Source organism: Mycolicibacterium chitae (assembly GCF_900637205.1).
Classification (GTDB): domain Bacteria; phylum Actinomycetota; class Actinomycetes; order Mycobacteriales; family Mycobacteriaceae; genus Mycobacterium; species Mycobacterium chitae.
This window is the reverse complement of the sequence record NZ_LR134355.1, coordinates 1,291,406-1,311,861: the sequence shown is the minus strand read 5'-3', so window position 1 is coordinate 1,311,861 and position 20,456 is coordinate 1,291,406. Positions and strand designations below refer to the sequence as shown.

Sequence of the window (20,456 nt, the reverse complement as noted above, 5' to 3'; positions counted from 1 at the left end):
CTAGTCGGCGTCGTCCGGGGCTCCGGGTGCGGTCTTGGAGACCTGGACCAGGAACTCGTAGTTGTTCTTCGTCTTGCGCAGCTGGCTCATCAGCAGGTCGATGGCCTGATGCGAGTCCAGGCCGGACAGCACGCGACGCAGCTTGTGCACGATCGCGAATTCGTCGGCACCCAGCAGCAGTTCGTCCTTACGGGTGCCGGACGGGTTGACGTCGACCGCCGGGAACACCCGACGCTCGGCGATCTTGCGGTCCAGCTTCAGCTCGGCGTTGCCGGTGCCCTTGAACTCCTCGAAGATCACCGTGTCGCCGGTGGACCCGGTCTCCACCATGGCGGTGGCGACGATGGTCAGCGAGCCGCCCTCTTCGATGTTGCGGGCCGCGCCCAGGAACCGCTTGGGCGGGTACAGGGCGGTCGAGTCCACACCACCGGAGAGGATGCGGCCCGACGCCGGCGAGGCGTTGTTGTACGCGCGTCCCAGACGGGTGATGGAGTCGAGGAGGACGACGACGTCCTTGCCCTGTTCCACCAGGCGCTTGGCGCGCTCGATGGCCAGCTCGGCGGCCTGGGTGTGGTCGGACGGCGGACGGTCGAAGGTGGAGGCGATGACCTCACCCTTGACCGAGCGCTGCATGTCGGTCACCTCTTCCGGACGCTCGTCGACGAGCACCACCATCAGGTGGCATTCCGGGTTGTTCTTGGTGATCGCGTTGGCGATGTCCTGCATGATCGTGGTCTTACCGGCCTTGGGCGGCGACACGATCAGCGCGCGCTGCCCCTTACCGATCGGCATGATCAGGTCGATGACGCGGGTGGTCAGCTTCTCCGGCGTGGTCTCCAGCCGCAGCCGCTGATTCGGGTACAGCGGCGTCAGCTTGCCGAACTCGGGACGGTTCTTGGCCGCCTCGACCGGGCCGCCGTTGACGCTGTCCAGCCGCACCAGGGGGTTGAACTTCTGCCGGGGGTTCTTGTCCCCGCTGTCGCCCTCGCGCGGAACCCGGACGGCGCCGGTGACCGCGTCGCCGCGGCGCAGGCCGTTCTTGCGCACCATGTTCATCGAGACGTACACGTCGTTGGGGCCGGCCAGGTAGCCCGAGGTGCGGACGAACGCGTAGTTGTCCAGCACGTCGAGGATGCCCGCGACCGGCTGGACGACGTCGTCCTCGCGCAGTTCGGTGTCGCCACCGCCGTCGCCCGAGCGCTCGCCGCGGCGCCGGCGATCCCGGAACCGGCGGCCGCGCCGCCCCTGGCGGCCATCGCCGTCGTCGTCGTTGTCGTTGCTGTTGTTGCCGCCGCCGCGGTTCTGCTGGTCCCCGCGGTTCTGGTCGCGGTTCTGCTGGTCGCCGCGGTTCTGCTGGTCGCCACGACGGTTCTGCTGATCGCCACGGTTCTGGTCGCGGTCCTGCTTGTTGTCGTCGCGCCCGGGGTTGCCGCCGCCCTCGGAGCCCGACCCGGCATCGGCCGACTCGGCCTTGGGGGTGTTCTTGGGGTTCTCGGCCTTGGGGTTCTCGGCGTTGTCGCCGCTCTCGGACTTCTCGGCGTTCGGGGCCTTCTCGGCGTCCGGGGCGCCGGACTGGCGCGTGGCCGCCCGACGCTCACGACGCGGCGCCTCGCTGCGCTGCGGGGCCTCCTCGGCCGGCGCCGCGGTGTCGGCCTTGGACTCGGCGTCCTTGGTGTCCTTGCCGCCGGACTTGCTGTCCTGGCCATTGGCTTGTTTGGGCGCGGCCTCCTGGGCCTGCGCGCCGTCTCCCCCGGCTTGGCGCTCCCGGATGGCGGCGATCAGGTCGCCCTTGCGCATCCCGGAGGTGCCCTTGACGCCTACTTTGACGGCCAACGCGCGAAGCTCAGGGAGCACCATGCTGGCCAGCGAGCCCCCTTTGGCCGAGGCGTCGGCGGAGGTCTTGGAGGTCACGGTCTGGGGCAGATCCGCCTTGGGATTGGCGTCCCCGGCCGTGATGAGGTCCGTATCGGTCACGGAGTTCCTTTCTTCCCTCGGCAGGGTGTTCTGCGAGGGTTCGGTGTGCCGGGTTACCCCCGGACACGAAGTGCCACCGTCGAACTTGGCAACGGCGATCTCCGGGATTCGCGGCGAAACGGCGAACCGTCGGTGCACGAGTAAGACTACGAAAGTGAGTGGTCGTCCTAGTGTCGGCGCAGAAGACGCTGCGAATTGCCGGGACGGCAACGAGGATAGCCTGCATTTTTACGCGAAGCAAGCAAACCCACCCTCAGGGCGCGTCAACCGCGCCGCGTCCGCTCAGGCGCTGGCCGTGACCCCGGAGGTCCAGCGGACGGCCTCGCCGACCTCAACCTGGCGAATGTCGAACCCCTTGGCGGCGGCGTACTCACGGGCCTCGGCCGGCAGCTCCGGGTCGGTGCCGAGCGCCAAAACCGCAGGTCCGGCGCCGGAAAGCACCGCTGCCCGACCGTGGCGACGCAGCAATTGCAAGAATTCCGCCGTCGCCGGCATCGCCGGGGCGCGCTGGGTCTGGTGCAACGCGTCCTCGGTCGCGGCCATCAGCAGATCCGGGCGTTCGGTCAACGCCACCACCAGCAGCGCGGCCCGGCTCAGGTTGAACCGCGCATCGTCATGGCTGACCTGTTCGGGAAGCAGCACGCGGGTCTCGGCGGTCGACGAGCGGACCTCCGGGATGGCGACATGCAGCCGGATGTCGGGATGCAGTTGCACCCGCGCCGCGGAATACACCGGCTGCGCGCCCGCCTCCGTCCAAGAGACGATCGCACCGCCGAGCACGGCGGCCGCGGCGTTGTCCGGGTGCCCCTCGAACTCCGAGGACAACTGAACCAGGGTCCGCTCGTCACACGGCGTGCAGTCCGTCTGGGCGACCAGCCCGTTGGCGGCCGCCAGTCCACCGACGACGGCCGCGGCCGACGATCCCAGACCGCGCGAATGTGGAATTGCGTTGCGGCAGCGGACAATCAGACCATCGGCGCGCAGTCCGGCGGCGGCCAGACCGCGTTCGATGGCCCGGACCACCAGATGCTCGGGGCCGGTGGGCACCTGACCGGCGCCCTCGCCGTCGACCTCGACGCGCAGGCCGGATTCCGTTGATTCCACTGCGATTTCGTCGTAGAGGCTCAACGCCAGGCCCAGGCTGTCGAAGCCCGGTCCCAGGTTGGCGCTGGAGGCCGCCACGGTGGCCTTCGCGACGAGCCCGGCCGGCAGAGTCTGGATCATCGGGCTAGACCAGACCGAGTTTCGCGACCACCGCGGACGGGTCGACGGGCACGGCCTCCACCGGCGGCATGCCCTTCAGCGCGGTGTCCGGATCCTTGAGGCCGTTACCGGTCACCGTGCACACCACGGTGGAGCCGCGGGCCACCCAGCCGTCCTCGACGGACTTGAGCAGCCCGGCGATGCTGGCGGCCGAGGCGGGCTCGACGAACACGCCCTCGGTCCGGGCCACCAGGTGGTAGGCGGCCAGGATCTCCTCGTCGGTGGCCGCGAGGAAGCGCCCGTCGGACTGCTGCTGCGCCTCGATGGCCGACGACCACGACGCCGGCGAACCGATCCGGATCGCGGTGGCAATGGTTTCCGGCTCCTTGACCGGCTCGCCGTGCACCAGCGGCGCCGCACCGGCGGCCTGGGTCCCGAGCATCCGCGGCAGCTTGTCCACCAGGCCGTCGCGGTGGTACTCGGTATATCCGCGCCAATAGGCGGTGATGTTACCGGCGTTACCGACCGGCAGCGAATGCACGTCGGGGGCGCGGCCCAGCACGTCGACGATCTCGAAGGCGGCGGTCTTCTGCCCCTCGATCCGGACCGGGTTGACGCTGTTGACCAGCGAGATGGTCGGGTAGTCGGCGGTGAGCTTGCGGGCCAGCTCCAGGCAGTCGTCGAAGTTGCCGTCGATCTGAATGACCTTGGCGCCGTGCATGACCGCCTGGGCCAGCTTGCCCATCGCGATCTTGCCCTGCGGGATCAGCACCGCGCAGGTGATCTCGCCGCGGGCGGCGTACGCCGCGGCCGAGGCCGAGGTGTTGCCCGTCGAGGCGCACAGCACCGCCTGCTGACCGCGGGCCACCGCGTCGGTGACCGCCATGGTCATGCCGCGGTCCTTAAACGAACCCGTGGGGTTCAGGCCCTCGACCTTCAAATGCACTGTGCAGCCGGTGTATTCGCTGAGCCGCTTGGCGTGGATGAGCGGCGTGCCGCCCTCGAGCAGCGTGACGGCGGTCCAGTCCTTGGCGACCGGCAGGCGATGCCGGTAGGCCTCGATCAGGCCCGGCCACGCCCGGTGCACGGGGGTGTTGGGGTCGGGACTCATTCGCCGGCTCCTTCCATTCGCAGCACGCTGGCCACGCTCGATACCGCGTCATGTCCTTCCAGCGCGGTGATGGTCTTGCTGAGCGCCTCGTCGGTGGCGCGGTGGGTCAGCACCGCGATGCGGGCGCCCACCCGTTCGCCGCCCTCGTTGACGACGCCCTCCTGGCGGACCTCGGCGATGCTGACCTCGCGCTTGGCGAATTCGGCTGCCACCGAGGACAACACGCCGGGCTTGTCGCTGACGTACAGGCTCACGTAGTAGCGGGTGGGGATCATCCCGATCGGCGCGATGGGCAGCTTGGCGTACTTGGATTCGCGCGGTCCGCGCCCGCCCTGCACCCGGTTGCGCGCCGCCATCACCAGGTCGCCCAGCACGGCCGAGGCGGTCGGGGCGCCGCCGGCACCCTGGCCGTAGAACATCAGCCGGCCCGCGGCCTCGGCCTCCACCACGACGGCGTTGAAGGCCCCGCCGACCGAGGCCAGCGGGTGGTCCAGCGGAACCAGCGCGGGGTAGACCCGCGCCGAAACCCGTTGCTTGCCCTTGTCGGTGGTCAGCCGCTCGCAGATGGCCAGCAGCTTGATGGTGCAGCCCAGCGCCTTGGCCGACTCGAAGTCCTCGGCGGTGACCTTGGTGATGCCCTCGCAGTACACGTCGTCGGCGGTCACCCGGGTGTGGAACGCGATCGAGGCCAGGATGGCGGCCTTGGCGGCGGCGTCGTGGCCCTCGACGTCGGCGGTCGGGTCGGCCTCGGCGTACCCGAGCGCGCTGGCATCGGCGAGCGCGCTTTCGTAGTCGGCGCCGGTGTCGTTCATCGCCGAGAGGATGTAGTTGGTGGTGCCGTTGACGATTCCGGCGACCCGCAGCACGGTGTCACCGGCCAGCGACTGGGTCAGCGGGCGGATCACCGGGATCGCGCCGGCGACGGCGGCCTCGAAATACAGGTCCACGCGGGCCTTTTCGGCCGCCTCGGCCAGCTTGCCGGTGGACTGCGCCAGCAGCGCCTTGTTGGCGGTGACGACGGACTTGCCGTTCTCAAGGGCCGCCAGGATGGCCTTGCGGGCCGGTTCGACCGGACCCATGAGTTCGACGACGATGTCCACGTCGTCGCGGGCGACCAGGGCGTCGATGTCGTCGGTGAGCAGTTCCACCGGGACACCGCGATCCGCGGCGACGCGGCGCACGCCGATCCCGCGCAGCTGCAGCGGCGCACCGATGCGCGCGGCGAGGTCCTCGGCGTCCTCCTCGATGATCCGGACCACCTCGCTGCCGACGTTGCCCAGCCCCAGTACCGCTACTCCGACGGCGTTCTTGTCCTCGGCCACGGCGCTCACCTCACTTCCAGACTCAACAGGTCGTCGACCGTCTCCCGACGCAGCACCAGGCGGGCCACGCCGTCGCGCACGGCCACCACGGCCGGCCGGCACAACAGGTTGTACCGGCTCGACATCGAATAGCAGTACGCCCCGGTGGCCGCGACGGCCAGCAGGTCGCCCGGCTCGATGTCGTCGGACACCCAGGTATCGCGCACGACGATATCGCCGCTCTCGCAATGCTTTCCGACGATGCGCGCCAGCGCGGGCGGCGCCTCGCTGAACCGGGACACCAGGCGCGCGTCGTACTCCGCTCCGTACAGCGAGGTGCGGATGTTGTCGCTCATGCCGCCGTCGACGCTGACGTAGCGGCGCTGCGCGGTGGCGCTGATCGCGACGTCCTTGACGGTGCCCACCTCGTAGAGGGTGATCGTGCCGGGCCCGGCGATGGCGCGACCGGGTTCGACGACCAGCTTGGGCGCCGGCACCCCGACGGCGGCGGCCTCGTCGGCGACGATGGCCAGCAGCTTGTCGGCGAGTTCCTTCATGGGCGGCGGATCATCGGCCGGAAGATAGGAAATACCCAGTCCCCCACCGAGGTCCACCGTGGAGATCTGCGCGGTCTTGTCCACGCCGAACTCGGCGACCACGTCGCGCAGCAGGCCCAACACCCGGCGCGCGGCGATCTCGAAGCCGGCCACGTCGAAGATCTGCGAGCCGATGTGGCTGTGCAGGCCGACCAGGCGCAGGTTCTGGGTCTCGAAGACCCGCCGCACCCCGGCCATCGCGGCCCCACTGGCCAGCGACAGGCCGAACTTCTGGTCCTCGTGGGCCGTCGAGATGAACTCGTGGGTGTGGGCCTCCACACCGACGGTGACGCGCAGGAACACGTCCTGCACCACCCCGGCCGCACCCGCGATGGCCTCGAGCCGGTCGATCTCGATCATCGAATCCAGCACCACGTGCCCGACGCCGGCCTTGACGGCGGTGGTCAGCTCGTCGACCGACTTGTTGTTGCCGTGCAGGGCGATCCGCGCCGGCGGGAAGTCGGCGTGCAACGCCACGGCCAACTCGCCGCCGGTGGACACGTCCAGCGACAGGCCCTCCTCGGCCACCCAGCGCGCGATCTCGGTGCACAGGAACGCCTTCGAGGCGTAGTGCACCTTGTCGCCGCCACCGAACGCCGCGGCGATCTCGCGGCAGCGGAAGCGGAAGTCCTCCTCGTCGATGACGAACAGCGGGGTGCCGAATTCGCGCGCGAGCTCCGAAACCGTCACTCCGGCGATCGAGACCTCGCCGTCGTCGCCGCGGATCAGGTTGCGCGGCCACACGTTCGGCGCCAGCAGCAGGATCTCGTCGGGGCTCTGCGGCTTGGCGGGGGCGCCGGCGTGGTGGACCTCTTCGGCGTGCCGGGGCCCGGCCGGGTGCGCGTTCACATCCGCTCCGGTGCGGTGACGCCGAGGATCTGCAGGCCGTTGGCGATCACCTGACGGGTGGCCCGGCACAGCGCCAGCCGCGCCCGGTGCAGATCCGTCGGCTCCTCGTCGCCCTGCGGCAGCACCCGGCAGGAGTCGTAGAACCGGTGGTAGTCGCCGGCCAGGTCCTCCAGGTAGCGGCACACCCGGTGCGGTTCCCGCAGGGACGCAGCAGTTTTCAGCACCCGCGGGAATTCGCCGATGTTGCGGATGAGCTCGCCCTCCTTGTCGTGGGTGAGCAGTTCGAGGTGGGCGGTGTCGGGTTCCAGGCCCAGCTCCGCGGCGTTGCGGGCCAGCGCCGACAGCCGGGCGTGCGCGTACTGCACGTAGTAGACCGGGTTCTCGCTCGACGCCGAGGACCACAGCTCCAGGTCGATGTCGATGGGGCTGTCGACCGAGGAGCGGATCAGCGCGTACCGCGCGGCGTCGACGCCGATGGCCTCCACCAGGTCGTCGAGGGTGATGACGGTGCCGGCCCGCTTGCTCATCCGCACCGGTTGGCCGTCGCGGACCAGGTTCACCATCTGCCCGATGAGCACCTCGACGGTGTCGGGGTCATCCCCCAGCGCCGCGGCGGCGGCCTTGAGCCGGGCGATGTAGCCGTGGTGGTCGGCGCCGAGCATGTAGATGCACAGGTCGAAGCCGCGCTGGCGCTTGTCCAGGTAGTAGGCCAGGTCGCCGGCGATGTAGGCGGGCTGACCGTCGCTCTTGATGACGACGCGGTCCTTGTCGTCGCCGAAGTCAGTGGTACGCAGCCAGGTCGCACCGTCGTCGTCGTAGATGTTGCCCGTCTTGCGCAGCTGGGCGATGGCCTCGTCCACCCGGCCGGAGGTGTGCATCGAGTCCTCGTGGGTGTACACGTCGAAGTCGGTGCCGAATTCGTGCAGCGAGGACTTGATGTGGTCGAACATCAGGTCCACGCCGATGGCGCGGAAGGTCTCCTGCTGCTCGTCGACCGGCTTGTCGAGCACCTCGGGGGCCTTGGTGAGCACCTGCGCGGCGATGTCGTTGATGTAGGTGCCCGCGTAGCCGTCCTCCGGCGTGGGCTCGCCCTTGGCGGCGGCCATCAGGGACCGGGCGAACCGGTCGATCTGCGCGCCGTGGTCGTTGAAGTAGTACTCGCGCACCACCTTGGCGCCCTGGGTGCTGAGCAGCCGGCCCAGCGCGTCGCCGACCGCGGCCCAGCGGGTGCCGCCGATGTGGATGGGCCCGGTGGGGTTGGCCGAGACGAACTCGAGGTTGATGTTCTGGCCGGCCAGTTCCTCGGCGTGGCCGTAGGCGGGCCCGGCATCGAGGACGTTGTTGACGATCAGGCCCTGGGCCGAGGCCTCGATGCGCAGGTTGACGAAGCCCGGCCCGGCGATCTCCGCCGAGGCGATGCCCGCGGCGTTGCCCAGCGCCTCGGCCAGCCAGCCAGCGAGTTCGCGCGGGTTGACGCCGACCTTCTTGGCCAGTTGCAGCGCCAGGTTGGTGGCGTAATCGCCGTGCTCCGGGTTGCGCGGTCGCTCGACGGTGACGGTCTGGGGCAGCGCGGCGGAATCGAGGTCGTGGGCGGCCAACACCGCGGCAGCGGTGCTCTTCAATAGCTCGGCCAGATCGGCGGGGGTCACGGGGGTCCATCCTATGGTCTCGGGTGGTGAGCGCCCGAATCCATTGGCGATGATGGCGCTCGCGCCATGATGCGTTAGTCTGTGCAGGCCCAATGGCTCAGTTGGTTCTGGCTTGGTTCCAGCCACTGCGCCCCCGTAGCTCAGGGGATAGAGCGTCTGCCTCCGGAGCAGAAGGCCGCAGGTTCGAATCCTGCCGGGGGCACCCTTTGACCAGCGCATATGCAGTTCCATGCAAATGCCACGCAATCGCCACACTCGTCGGAGCGCCGAATTCGGGGCTGGGTGTGGAACGACGAGATCAGCGGCCCAGTCCTACCATCGTTTGGTGCGCGGCATCGTCATTGCGATCGTCCTCGGTGTGGCCGTGCTGGTCGGTCTGCCGCTGCTCGGGTACCTCGCAATCGAGTTTCTCCGCGAGGACCGGCAAAGCGCTGAGATCAGCGCCGACTGCCGACTGGTGGCCGACACCCTGTCCCCACCGGGCAGTACGAATGCCCCTGACCTGACGACCGCCTCACCCGACGAACTCGCCGACTACGAGCCGACGGGCCTGACCACCGACGAGATCATCGCCAACGCCGGCAAGCTGCAGGACCCGAACTTGCGCCGGCACCTCGAAAGATTCGCGGCCGCCTCCGAAGTCGTCGTCGACGGTATGCCCGAAGTGCATGGCGAAGAGCTCAACCCGCCCGGGTTGAAGGACTATTTCGCCGCTCAACGCCAACTGCGCGAATCGGTCGAGGCCATCAGGGCGGCCTGCCCGAATCTGTGAGCCGACCGGCGCACAGCCCAGCCCTCGGCGCGGTGGCTCGAGTTTGTCGGTGCCCCTGGGTACGGTTTGACCAACACCGCACAGACAGGAGGCACGCCGCGTGATTCGGGTTGCGGGTCTCTTCGCCGGCATCGGTGGCATCGAGCGTGGCTTCCAGGAAGCCCTGGGCGACGACGGTGTGTCGACGGTCCTGCTCTGCGAGTCGTGGGACGCAGCGCAGAAGGTCCTCGAGCACCGGTTCCCCGACACCGACATCCACCCCGATGTGCGGCATCTGAAGAAGTTGCCGCGCGGCGTGGACGTGCTCACCGCGGGTTTTCCGTGCACCGATCTGTCGCAGGCCGGCCGGACCGCGGGCATCGGCGGCTCGGCCTCGGGTCTGGTCACCCACGTCTTCGACGTGCTGGCCAAGCAGGCCAAACGGCGGCTGCCCTGGCTGCTGATCGAGAACGTGCCCAACATGCTCGCCCTGGATAACGGCAAGGCGATGAGCTACCTGGTCCAGGAGCTGGAGTCCCTCGGCTACCGCTGGGCGTACCGCACCGTGGACAGCCGGTTCACCGGGGTCCCGCAGCGACGGCGGCGGGTGATCCTGCTGGCGTCGGTGCGCGAGGACCCGCGGTCGGTCCTGTTCGCCGACGACGCGGGACAACACGACGCCGGCGAACTCGCCGAGGACGCCTACGGCTTCTACTGGACCGAAGGCCGCCGCGGCCTGGGTTGGGCCGTCGACGCCGTTCCTACGCTCAAGGGTGGCTCGACCCTCGGCATCCCGTCGCCGCCGGCAATCTGGCATCCCGAGGGTGAGCCCGGCCGGCGATTCCTCAAACCGTCGATCTCCGACGCCGAGCAGCTGCAAGGCTTTCCCAGCGGCTGGACCGACGTGTTCGATGACTCCTCGCGGCGCAACGGGCCCCGCTGGAAGTTGGTGGGCAACGCGGTCACCGTCGGCGTGTCCCGGTGGGTCGCCACCCGCATCGCCGAGCCCGGGGATTCGGTTGTCGAAGAAGAGATGTGGGACCGCAGCGGACGGTGGCCGACGGCGGCCTGGGGGTCGGACGGGAAGATCGTCAAGGTCGCCGTCTCGGAGTTCCCGCTGCGCGAGCCCTACCGCCACCTGCTCGACGTGATCGAGCCCCACTCGGCCGAGGAGCTCAGCCAGCGGGCGCTCGCCGGGTTCTGGAACCGGCTCAGTTCGGGCAACCTCGGCCGTCACCCCGGCTTCCGCGAGCACATCCTGGCCGACCTCGGCGCGGCGATCGCGTGACGATCCCGGGCCAAACTCGACGTTCGCGATAGGTTCGCAGAGTGCACGGCCCCTACATCCTCGCCCGGTTCCTCCAGGTGCCGGGAAAACCCGACAAGTACGGCAACCAATGGCAGTACAACTCGCGGTCCGACCGGCATTCGAAGGTGGGCTGTTGGGGCGTGGCCTTCGACTTGCTGACGGCGTCAACACAATTACGCGCCCACGCCGCGGCCGGCAAGGTGGTCCTGGGCGTCAACCACTCGATGACCGACTTCGCCACCGGTCGCCGCAAGAAACTCGACCTGGTGATCGCCCGACCAGCGTCGGCGCCCGAAACCTCCCGTCGCACCTTCAAGAGCCTCGCGACGGAGTACGGAATCGGGCTCACGGACACCGAAACGCGTCAGCTCGACGAGTTGCCCGATCTGCAGGTCGCGGCGGTAGGAGCCGTGCTGATCGCGCTCGAGGCCAAGGCCACGATGACGGCGCACATCAAGAGCCTGCCGCGGCTGTACGACGAATTGAACTCCTCGCACCTCTGCGTGCACGGGGCGTCGAGCGCGGCCTTGGCGATCGGCTACGTCCAGATCAACAACAGCGAGTCGTTCGTCTCCTCGGTCACCAACAATCGCGCGCTGGCCGACAACCCGGTGATCTGGTCGAAGCACCGCCAGCCCGAGGACACGTTGCGGGTCATCGACAAGGTAAAGGAGATCCCGCGCCGCTCGAAATCCTCGGAGGTCGGATTCGACGGCATCGGGCTTTCGGTCCTGGACTTCAAGAACGACGGTGGACCGGTGACGATCGTCAACGACCCACCCGCACCTCAGCACGGCGACTCGTTCCACTACGACAGCATGATCGTCCGGATGGCCAACGAGTACGACGCGACGTTCGCAAACATCTAAGTCCCGCACAGCTTCTCGGGCCGGACGGCATTTTCCCGATACCCTGGGAGGGCCATGTCTGCGTCCCAGCCGAAGCGGCCCACCCCAGCGGCCTCGAGCGAAGAGATTCGCACGAGGATGGCGACGACGAAACGCCGTGACACCGGCCCCGAACTCGCCCTGCGCTCGGCGCTGCACCGCCGCGGCATGCGCTTCTTCGTCGACCGTGCCGTCATCGGCAGGCGGCGCCGGGCCGACATCGTGTTCCCCACCGAACGCGTCGCGGTGTTCGTCGACGGCTGCTTCTGGCATTCCTGCCCGCAACACGGCACCACGCCCCGCCGGAACCGCGAATGGTGGGTCGCGAAACTCGCGGCCAATCGCGACCGCGACGCCGACACCGACCGGCAGCTGCGCGACGCCGGGTGGACGGTCCTCAGATTCTTCGAGCACGAGGACATGGCGACGGCGGCGCAGGCCGTCGCCGATCAGCTGATGGCTCTTCGTCAGAGCGGCGTCTGACTCAGCCACGTTGTGCCTCCCCGCGGGCGGTGGTTCACTGGATTGGTATGGCCATCGAGTTCAACCACACCATCGTCGCGGCGCGGGACCGCACCGAGTCCGCGACGTTCTTCACCGAGATGTTCGGCCTGCCCGCCGCCAAGGAGTTCGGGCCGTTCCTGGCCGTGACCATCGACCACGGCGCCAGCCTCGACTACGCCCAGGCCCCGGAGGGTGCGGACATCGCTCCGCAGCACTACGCATTCCTGGTGTCCGAAGCCGAGTTCGACGAGATCTACGGCCGCATTCAGCAACGGGGACTGCAACATTGGGCCGATCCGCACGGCCAACATCCCGGCGAGATCAACCACCACGACGGCGGTCGCGGCGTGTACTTCCCGGATCCGTCGGGGCACCATCTGGAGATCATCACCCGGCCGTACGGATCCGGCGGCTGAGCACGCAACCGCCGGCCCCGCGCCGGCTCACACCAGCTGCGGCTCCCCCACGCTCTCCTCGACGGGTACCTCCACGGCCTCCGGCTCCGGCGCAGGCGCGACGCGACCGGCCAGCACGGCCGACACCACGACACGACAGCCCAAGCACGGCGATGGCCGCCCTGCGGTCTCGCAGGACGGCCATCGTCGGAAAGACCTACTTCAGTTAGTGGAACCACTTCCACGGTTTGTCCCAGTGCCCCGGCGGGACACCGACCGCCTGGCCGATGTGGCCGGGCGGAACCCCGACGATCTTGCCCACGTGTCCCGGCGGCGGGATCGGATCGTGCCACGGCCAGTCCGGGTCGGCACCGGCCTGACCGGCCAGGCCGATCGCGGCAAACCCCAGCGCACCGGCCAGGGCCGCGCCGGCGGCAATACTCTTCAACTGCATGGTGAACTCCTCACCGCTGAATCGCCGCGGCTCGCGAACCACCAGCCGGCGACGCCTCAGCGTTTTTCCACTAGGGATATCGTCCCACCGGCGAGCAGCGTTAGCCACCTCGGATCAGAACACGCTCTCGATCATGCCGCCGTCGACACGCAGCATCGTGCCGTTGATGTAGCCGGCCCGCGCGCTGGCCAGGAAGGCCACGGCGTCGCCGTACTCCCGCGGCGTGCCGTACCGCCGCGCCGGGATGCGGACGAGGTAGTCCTTCTGCACTTCCTCGACGGTCCGATCCTGCTGTTGCGCCCGCAACACGTCCCGGTCGATCGCGCTCTGGCTGGCGATGCGTCCCGGGATGACCACGTTCGAGGTGACGCCGTCGGGGCCGACCTCCCTCGCCACGGTCTTCGACCAGCCCAGCAGGGCGGAACGCAGGGTGTTCGAGATGCCGAGCAACGGGATGGGCACCACCACTCCGGACGACGTGCTGGTGATGAGCCGACCCCAGCCGCGTCGGCGCATCCCGGGCAGCACCAGATCGGAGAGGTGGATCACCGAGGCGACCATGGACTCGAAGTAGTCGCGCCAGGTGTCGACGGGCACCTCGGTGGCCGTGGTGCTCGGCGGGCCACCGGTGTTGTTGACCAGGATGTCCACCGGCCCCAGGTCCCGTTGCACCTCGTCGATCAGGGTGCGCTCGGACTCGCGGTCGCCCAACTCGACGACGAACGGCGCCGCAGTGCCGCCGAGTGCGGCGGCGGTCTCCTTGGCGGCCTGCAGGTTTCGGTCCGCACTCGCCACCAGGGCGCCCTCGGCGGCGAGCGCCTCGGCGATCCCGCGGCCGATTCCGCCGCCCGTACCCAGCACCACCGCGGTGCGTCCCGTCAGACCGAGATCCATGCGCGTCTGTCCCTTCGATCGCTATGCCGGCCGGCGGCGGTGCCGCAACACGGCCCCGGGCCGCGCGCCGGTCTCCACGCCGCCGCGCACCACCGGAACCCCGGCCACGAAGACGTCGTCGACGCCGGCGGCGTACTGGTGCGGGTCGACGAAGGTCGCCCGCTCGGTCACCCGCGCCGGATCGAGCACCACCACGTCGGCCACCGCGCCGGCGGCGATGCGGCCTCGGTCGGCCAACCCGAGCCGGTCGGCGGGCAGCGACGTCATCCGGCGCACGGCTTCCGGCAGCGACAGCAGGTTCTTCTCCCGCACATAGCGCTGCAGCACGCGGGCGAAGGTGCCGTAACTGCGCGGATGCGGAGTGCCGCCCTCGTCGGGATGCAAGGTCCACCCGTCGCTGGCGATCGCCACCCGCGGGTGACGCATCACCCGCTCGATGTCCTCGTCGCCGATGGCAAAGATGACCACCTCGACCGCGCCGTCGCGGCCCAGCAGGTCGAGCATGACGTCGACCGGCTCGCGGCCGGCCTCGCGGGCAATCTCGTCGAGACGCCGACCGACGAACGACGAGTGCTCGTCCAGGCCCACCGAGGAGATCATCACCGTATCGGGCTCGAAGTCACGCTTCGGGCGCCCGTCCGTGGGGCCATCCAGGATCTCGGTCCGAATGACGTTGCGGTTCTGCGGATCCCGCAGCCGCTCGGCGAGCGCGGACGCCCCGCCTTCTGCCGCCCAGCCCGGCACGAGCGCCAGCATGGTGGTGGACGAGGCGGGGTACGGATACTGGTCGAGCGCGATGTCGACGCCCTCGGCTATCGCGGCGTCCACCCGCTGCAACGACTCCTCGGTGAGTCCCCAGTTCCGACGGCCGAGCACCTTGTGGTGGCTGAGCTGCAGTCGCACCCCGGATCCCCGCGCGATGGCCATGGCTTCGTCGAGCGCGACGAGCAGTTGTTCCCCCTCGTTGCGCATGTGCGTGCTGTAGATGCCGCCGTGATCGGCGACGACCCGGCACAATTGCACCAGTTCGTCGCGGCCGGCGAAGCTGCCCGGTGGATAGATCAACCCCGACGAAATGCCGAACGCGCCGGCCGCCATGGCGCCTTCGACCAGGTGTCGCATCGCCGAGAGTTCGCTGTCGGTGGCATCGCGGCGCTCATAACCCAGCACGGCGATGCGGACCGCGCCGTGGCCGACCAGCGCGGCGACGTTGACCGCGGTGCCCACCTCGGCCAGGTGCGCGGCGTAACCGGGGAGGTCCCGCCATCTCCAGTCCAGGCCGCGACCGAAGATGGCCGTCGCTTGCCGCAGTTGCTCGGCGTGTTCGCCGGGCCCGACCGGGAACGGCGAGAACCCGCAGTTCCCGACCACCAAGGTCGTGACACCCTGGCGGACCATCGAGGCCGCCGACGGATGGGTCGGCAGGGAGAAGTCCGCGTGCGTGTGGATGTCGACGAAGCCGGGCACGATGGCCCGGTCGGTCGCGTCGACGATCTGCTCACCGCTGCGGGCGGCGAGCGAACCCGGTGGCGCGATCTCGGCGACGATGCCGTCGCACAGCCGCACGTCGGCGGGCACCGGCTCGGCACCGGTGCCGTCGATCACCACGCCACCGGTCAGGACATGGCCGGAAGCCCCTGTCACACCGATTCTTTCTTGGCGACGGTCATTTTGAGGTTCCACTGCACGTTGCGCATGAACTGCACGGAGAGCATCGGGTGGATCCCCCGTTCGACCAGGCCGTCGTAGTCGAAGGTGATCATCAGCTTCTGGGCCTCGTCGTCGAGGTCATAGCGCCCGACGAACTCCTCCGGGGCAGCCATGAACTCCGAGAAGAGCTCGTCACTTTCCTGGATGTCATGGATGAGGCGGGCCAGTTCGTAGTCCTCGTGCCGCGGCCGAGGATAGTAGAGTCCGCTAGACATGGTGTATTCCTCTCTACAGCAACAGAATTAGAATTCGATGACGGCGTATCCGCAGTGGTCGTTGGGCACGTAGGTGATGTGCTTGGCGGTCGGTGCGGTGCCGCGTGCGCCGATGGCCACCGCCCAGTTGCGCAGTTCGGTCATGCCCCGCACGTCCAACTCCTTGGCGCTCATTTCCGCCAGCTTGCTGACCTCGCCGGCCTTCAGCCAACCGAGCACCTCCTGGTCGGCGGTCAGGTCGGGATCGTGGTAGCGGGGGGTGCCCGGGTAGTGGGACATGCCGCCGGTGCCCAGGGTGCCGATACGCAGGCCGGCGTTGTCGGCCCAGCGGGCAATCTCGCGACCGAGCTTGAAGCAGCGCGAGATCTCCGGCTGCGGCGGCACATAGGTGTTCAGGATGATCGGGATCACCGGGACGTGCAGCCCGCCCTGAATGGCGAAATGCAGCGGCACCATGAACGAGTGGTCGAGCACCTGCTTCTGACTCCAGGCCGGGTCGAAGTCGTTGGTCAGCAGATGGTCCAACAGGCCATTGGCCAGATCGGGACGGGCGGGTAGCTCCACGGTCTCTTGGTTGAGGGCGGCGATGAACGGCGACCCGGTGAAAACGGTCATCGTCGGGACCAGGTTGAAGAAGTGGTTGTGGATGTGATCGAGCGCGACCACCACCAGGGCATCGAGGTTCGATTCCTGGATCCGCTGCCCCATCCGGCGCATGCCGGCCTGCGTCTCGGCCAGGACCTCGGGCGAATCCTGGCGCTCGAGGAAGATCTGCGGGGCATGCGAACTCACGAAAGCGATTTCGACCCCGGGCTCGTCAGTAATGGTCATCTGCTTCTCCTCTCAAAAACGACGGTCACGAGACCGACGTCGGGCAGGTTGGGTGTTCCAGCGCCGTTGGGGTGCGCTCGGTCTGGCGGGTGAGCAGTTCCTGGAAGAACTCCAACTGCGCCTCGGCCATGGAGACCGGGGAACGGAGGCCGCCGAGGCCACGCACCCAGTTCACGTCGAGGCCGGCGCCAATGAGCGCCTGGTGATCCATGCCGCCTGGCGGCGAAGCGATGTCGAAGATCCGGGCAGTGATGCGACTGCTCGCCGCCGACCACGGCACCGCGTCATCGGAGGGCACCGTGTTGATGACGATGTCGGCGGTCTCCATCACCGCGATCCGCTCCGCGTAGGGAACCGGACGAGCACCCAACTGCCGGGCGCGTTCCCGGTCCCGCCGGGACCGGACCGCGACCACCACCTCGCAGCGCATCGCCAGCAGCAACTGGGTGATCGCGAGTCCCGTCGAGCCGAAGCCGAGGACGACGAACAGGTGTTCACGCAGCAGCCTGTAGGTGCTCTCCACCAGTACGCCAATCAGGGCCTCCGACACCGCCGTTGCGGTCTTGACGACCAGCCCCGAGTCGGCCTTGGTCTCGTGCAGAGCGATGCCAAGATCGCTGCACAGCGCTCGCACGGCCTCGCTGGCCCGCCCCAACACCAACCCGCCCTGCTGCGCGGCGGACGCGCCGAGCAGTTCGCGGTCCAGTCGGATCGGGACATCACCTGCGGGGGCATAGATTTCGTCGTTCACCGCGAGTCCGGGGTACGGGCACAGGACCCATTCGGCACCGGCGACGGCTTCGCGTGCGGTGCGGGATCGGCCATAGCTGACGTGGGGATCGAGCACGGCGCCGCCGAACGTACGCACGTCGAAGGACGTCTCACCGAGCGCGTTGGCAATGTGATGTTCGCGTTCGTCGCCGCCGAGCACCGCCACCGCCATGCGCCGGTTCATGCGGCGATCCCGGCCAGCAGTTCATCGACCTCGGCCAGCACCGAGGCCAGGTGCTTGGTCTCGGTCTCGTCGAGTGCGACATACGGTGCGCGCACATTGGCCGAACCGGAGTATCCGCGAAGCACCATGGCCGCCTTGACGACGCGGGGTTGCCCGAGGGCTCGGACCACCGTGGCGTACGGCTGCAACGCCCCCAGGAACTCCGCCTTGACCGACGGGGCGACGGCGGGATCGGCCAGCGCCAAGAACGCCTCGGGAAAGACCCACACGTTGGTCGAGGTGACTCCGCCCACCCCGGCACCGACGGCGGCCGCGCAGGCCAGATCCGCGGCCGCGAGCACCTGGGCGTGGCCGGCCTGCTGGACCCGGGCGACGGTCTCGACCATCGCGGCCAAGGATTTGGTGCCTTGTTTGATGCCGGTGTAGGGCGCGGTCTCGGTCACCTGCTGCAGCACACTGGGCGACAGGTCCACGCCGAAGACCGGGTTGCTGTAGACGATCAGGTCGTGCCGCAAGGCATCTCCCACGCGGGCGAAGTGCGCCAGGAGGTCGGCCTCGGTCAACTCGGCGGCGAACGGGGCCGACACCATCACCTGATGGGCGCCGACCTCGAACAGTCGCCGGCCCAGTTCAATGGCGTCGTCACCGTTGAGGGCCGCGGCACCCGACATCACCACGGCTTCGGGGTTCGTGCGCACCACCGCCTCGGTCACGGCGATGCGTTCTTCCGGTCGCAGAACCTGGAACTCGCCGTAGGACCCGGTCAGTAGGACCCCGGTCACACCCCGGGCGGCGATCCGGGCGACATTGTCCGCCACGGCCGCCGCATCAACCTGGCCCGCAGCGTCAAAAACGGTGGGGGCGATCGCATAGAAGCGGATTGGCTGCATGGACTCCCTCTCGAAGTTCCAACTTTAGCGCTTTTGCTAAAGCGCTTTAGAAGCATAAGGTCTGTCGAGCGGGACTGACAAGTCCTCACCGATCCGGGGGTAGAAAACATGCCGCAGCGCCGCCAGGCACCAGCGCGCTTGATCGACGTCGCCGAAAAGGCCGGCGTGTCACTGACCACGGCATCGTTCGCGATGTCGGGCCGTCCCGGTGTCAGCGAGGCGGTGGCCGAGCGCGTGCGGGCGATCGCGGCCGAACTCGGTTATGTGCCCAACATGCAGGCACGTTCGCTGGCCAGTGGCGCCAGTTCAACCCTGGGGTTGGTGGTCCATGACATCGCCGACCCGTACTTCGCGGAGATCGCGTCCGCGATCGTCGCCTCGGCCGCAGACCTGGGCCTCACGGTGCAGATCTGCCAGAGTTCCCGCGATCCCGAACAGGAGATCACGCAGGTCCGCGCGCTGGTTGCCAGCCGGGTCCGGGCGTTGATCATGGCGGGGTCGGGACGGATCGGCGAGAACGGTTCCCGCGCCACCTACGACGAACTCGAGCGATTCCAGTCCACGGGTGGACGGGTCGCGATGATCGGTCGGCACCGCACACCGCTGGATGCCGTGGTGCCCGACAACACCGCCGGCGGCACGCTGATCGGCGCGCATCTGCGTGAACTGGGCCACACCCGCGTCGGAGTCGTGGCCGGGCCACAGGATCTCGCCTCCGCCGTCGACCGCCTCGGCGGTGTGACGGCGGCGCTCTCCGAAGGCGTTAAGGGCGTCCAGATCTTCGTGGAGCACTCCGAATTCGACCATGCCGGCGGCGCCGCGGCCGCCGAACGGCTGCTCAGTGACCATCCCGACATCACCGCACTGGTCGCGCTGAACGACTCGATGGCTGTCGGCGTGCTGGCCACGATCCGTCGTCGCGGATTGGAGGTACCCGGCGACATCTCGGTCACGGGTTTCGACGACATCCGCGTGGCCGCCGACCTTGGTCCCGGGTTGACCACCGCGGTGGTGCCGCTGCACCAGATCGGTACGACGGCAGTCACGTTGGCCATGAAGCAACCCGCCTCCCGGCCCCGACGAATTCAAGTGCCCGTCGAACTGGTGGTGCGTGGCTCGACGGGCCCCGTCACGCCCAAGCGTCCCCGACGCCGGGCGTGACGATCCCGCTCAGACCGCGTTGATGTAACCGCCGTCGATCCGGAAGACAGATCCGGTGAGGTACGACGCCCGCTCGGAGGCCAGGAACGCGACCACATCGCCATACTCCCGCGGCTCGCCATAACGCCCCAGCGGAATTGACGAGGTGCTTTGACGCACCACTTCCTCGAGTTCCAATCCCTCACGCTCGGCCCGCTTTTCGTCGAGGAAGCGGATCCGATCGGTGGCGATGCGGCCGGGCAGGACGATATTGCTGGTCACCCCCGCTCCGCCGACCTCCGACGCCAGCGTTTTCGACCAGCCCACCAACGCCGAACGCAGCGTGTTCGACAGACCGAGATTCGGGATCGGAGCGATCACGCCCGACGACGTCGAGGTGATCACGCGTCCCCAGCCGCGTTGGGTCATACCCGGCAACACCAGGTCGGTGACGCCGATCACCGCGAGCACCATCGAACGGAAATGCGACTCCCAGGTGTCCGCGGGTTGGCCGGCCACCGGCGACGGCGGCGGACCCCCGGTGTTGTTCACCAGGATGTCGACCTCACCCAGCTCCGATCGCACCTGTGCGATCCGATCGGCGGCGCCCGCCACGTCCGCCAGATCCCACTGCACGCAGTAGGTTTCGGCACCCCTATCGCGTAGCCGCCCCTCCGTCTCCGACAATGCTGCGGCATCGATGTCCGCGAGCGCGACCCGCACGCCCTCCTGCGCCAGCGCCGCGGCAATGGCACCCCCGAGGCCGCCGCCCGCGCCGAACACCAACGCGGTGCGTCCCGCTATCCCTAGGTCCATCGGTACCCCTTCATCGTTGATC

General features: G+C 68.8%; 20 protein-coding genes and 1 tRNA gene. 7 read left to right on the top strand and 14 right to left on the bottom strand.

From position 1 onward, the window contains the following. The 6 genes from rho to argS all read right to left on the bottom strand — a co-directional run bounded on the left by rho (position 1) and on the right by argS (position 8,683). Complete coding sequence (rho, locus tag EL338_RS06360) at positions 1-1,974, bottom strand: transcription termination factor Rho (RefSeq protein WP_126332955.1); 1,974 nt, start codon at positions 1,972-1,974, stop codon at positions 1-3. A 282-nt stretch (positions 1,975-2,256) separates the two neighbouring features. Beyond that, a complete protein-coding gene (gene thrB, locus EL338_RS06355; protein WP_126332954.1) occupies positions 2,257-3,198 on the bottom strand; it encodes a homoserine kinase in 942 nt (313 codons plus the stop codon). A gap of 4 nt (positions 3,199-3,202) precedes the next feature. Continuing rightward, entirely contained in the window at positions 3,203-4,288 is a 1,086-nt protein-coding gene (gene thrC, locus EL338_RS06350; RefSeq protein ID WP_126332953.1) for a threonine synthase, read from the bottom strand. After that, a complete protein-coding gene (locus tag EL338_RS06345) occupies positions 4,285-5,610 on the bottom strand; it encodes a homoserine dehydrogenase (protein WP_126332952.1) in 1,326 nt (441 codons plus the stop codon). The genes thrC and EL338_RS06345 overlap by 4 nt, the downstream gene beginning before the upstream one ends. A 5-nt stretch (positions 5,611-5,615) precedes the next feature. Next, positions 5,616-7,034 (bottom strand): diaminopimelate decarboxylase, encoded by a 1,419-nt coding sequence (lysA, locus tag EL338_RS06340; RefSeq protein WP_126332951.1) that lies wholly within the window; start codon positions 7,032-7,034, stop codon positions 5,616-5,618. Next, positions 7,031-8,683: an arginine--tRNA ligase gene (gene argS / locus EL338_RS06335; RefSeq protein WP_163792052.1), complete on the bottom strand. Its 1,653-nt coding sequence runs from the start codon at positions 8,681-8,683 to the stop codon at positions 7,031-7,033. Before argS ends, lysA begins: the two co-directional genes overlap by 4 nt. A 129-nt stretch (positions 8,684-8,812) precedes the next feature. On the opposite strand from argS, the gene EL338_RS06330 reads away from it, so the two are divergent. The 6 genes from EL338_RS06330 to EL338_RS06305 all read left to right on the top strand — a co-directional run bounded on the left by EL338_RS06330 (position 8,813) and on the right by EL338_RS06305 (position 12,550). Further along, positions 8,813-8,885, top strand: a tRNA-Arg gene (locus tag EL338_RS06330). A gap of 123 nt (positions 8,886-9,008) precedes the next feature. Then, the gene (locus EL338_RS06325; RefSeq protein WP_126332950.1) at positions 9,009-9,455 is read left to right on the top strand and encodes a hypothetical protein; all 447 of its coding nucleotides are present in this window, start codon (positions 9,009-9,011) and stop codon (positions 9,453-9,455) included. Positions 9,456-9,555: 100 nt separating this feature from the next. Continuing rightward, a complete protein-coding gene (locus EL338_RS06320) occupies positions 9,556-10,722 on the top strand; it encodes a DNA cytosine methyltransferase (protein ID WP_126332949.1) in 1,167 nt (388 codons plus the stop codon). A 41-nt stretch (positions 10,723-10,763) separates the two neighbouring features. Continuing rightward, complete coding sequence (locus tag EL338_RS06315; protein ID WP_126332948.1) at positions 10,764-11,612, top strand: hypothetical protein; 849 nt, start codon at positions 10,764-10,766, stop codon at positions 11,610-11,612. Between the two features lie 117 nt (positions 11,613-11,729). Beyond that, positions 11,730-12,113 (top strand): very short patch repair endonuclease, encoded by a 384-nt coding sequence (locus EL338_RS06310; protein WP_235666387.1) that lies wholly within the window; start codon positions 11,730-11,732, stop codon positions 12,111-12,113. A gap of 47 nt (positions 12,114-12,160) precedes the next feature. Next, positions 12,161-12,550, top strand: coding sequence for a VOC family protein (locus tag EL338_RS06305; RefSeq protein ID WP_126332946.1), 390 nt, complete (start codon positions 12,161-12,163; stop codon positions 12,548-12,550). A 205-nt stretch (positions 12,551-12,755) separates the two neighbouring features. Here EL338_RS06305 and EL338_RS06300 read toward each other — a convergent pair whose 3' ends face one another. The 7 genes from EL338_RS06300 to EL338_RS06270 form a co-directional block, all read right to left on the bottom strand. Next, entirely contained in the window at positions 12,756-12,983 is a 228-nt protein-coding gene (locus tag EL338_RS06300; RefSeq protein WP_126332945.1) for a hypothetical protein, read from the bottom strand. Between the two features lie 114 nt (positions 12,984-13,097). Beyond that, positions 13,098-13,877 (bottom strand): SDR family oxidoreductase, encoded by a 780-nt coding sequence (locus EL338_RS06295; protein WP_126332944.1) that lies wholly within the window; start codon positions 13,875-13,877, stop codon positions 13,098-13,100. 21 nt (positions 13,878-13,898) lie between these two features. Further along, on the bottom strand, positions 13,899-15,521 hold the full coding sequence (locus EL338_RS06290; RefSeq protein WP_163792050.1) for an N-acyl-D-amino-acid deacylase family protein: 1,623 nt from the start codon (positions 15,519-15,521) through the stop codon (positions 13,899-13,901). Beyond that, complete coding sequence (locus tag EL338_RS06285) at positions 15,518-15,802, bottom strand: hypothetical protein (protein WP_126332942.1); 285 nt, start codon at positions 15,800-15,802, stop codon at positions 15,518-15,520. Before EL338_RS06285 ends, EL338_RS06290 begins: the two co-directional genes overlap by 4 nt. A gap of 27 nt (positions 15,803-15,829) precedes the next feature. Next, positions 15,830-16,633 (bottom strand): DODA-type extradiol aromatic ring-opening family dioxygenase, encoded by an 804-nt coding sequence (locus EL338_RS06280; RefSeq protein ID WP_126332941.1) that lies wholly within the window; start codon positions 16,631-16,633, stop codon positions 15,830-15,832. A 25-nt stretch (positions 16,634-16,658) separates the two neighbouring features. Continuing rightward, positions 16,659-17,576, bottom strand: a complete 918-nt coding sequence (locus EL338_RS06275) for a dipicolinate synthase subunit DpsA (RefSeq protein WP_163792048.1) — start codon at positions 17,574-17,576, stop codon at positions 16,659-16,661. An 8-nt stretch (positions 17,577-17,584) separates the two neighbouring features. Continuing rightward, a complete protein-coding gene (locus EL338_RS06270) occupies positions 17,585-18,406 on the bottom strand; it encodes a dihydrodipicolinate synthase family protein (protein WP_235666386.1) in 822 nt (273 codons plus the stop codon). A 180-nt stretch (positions 18,407-18,586) separates the two neighbouring features. On the opposite strand from EL338_RS06270, the gene EL338_RS06265 reads away from it, so the two are divergent. Then, positions 18,587-19,639: a LacI family DNA-binding transcriptional regulator gene (locus EL338_RS06265; protein WP_126332938.1), complete on the top strand. Its 1,053-nt coding sequence runs from the start codon at positions 18,587-18,589 to the stop codon at positions 19,637-19,639. Positions 19,640-19,648: 9 nt separating this feature from the next. Here the strand turns inward: EL338_RS06265 and EL338_RS06260 are convergent, their stop codons facing one another. Next, positions 19,649-20,434: an SDR family oxidoreductase gene (locus EL338_RS06260; protein WP_126332937.1), complete on the bottom strand. Its 786-nt coding sequence runs from the start codon at positions 20,432-20,434 to the stop codon at positions 19,649-19,651. Positions 20,435-20,456: the final 22 nt, after the last annotated feature.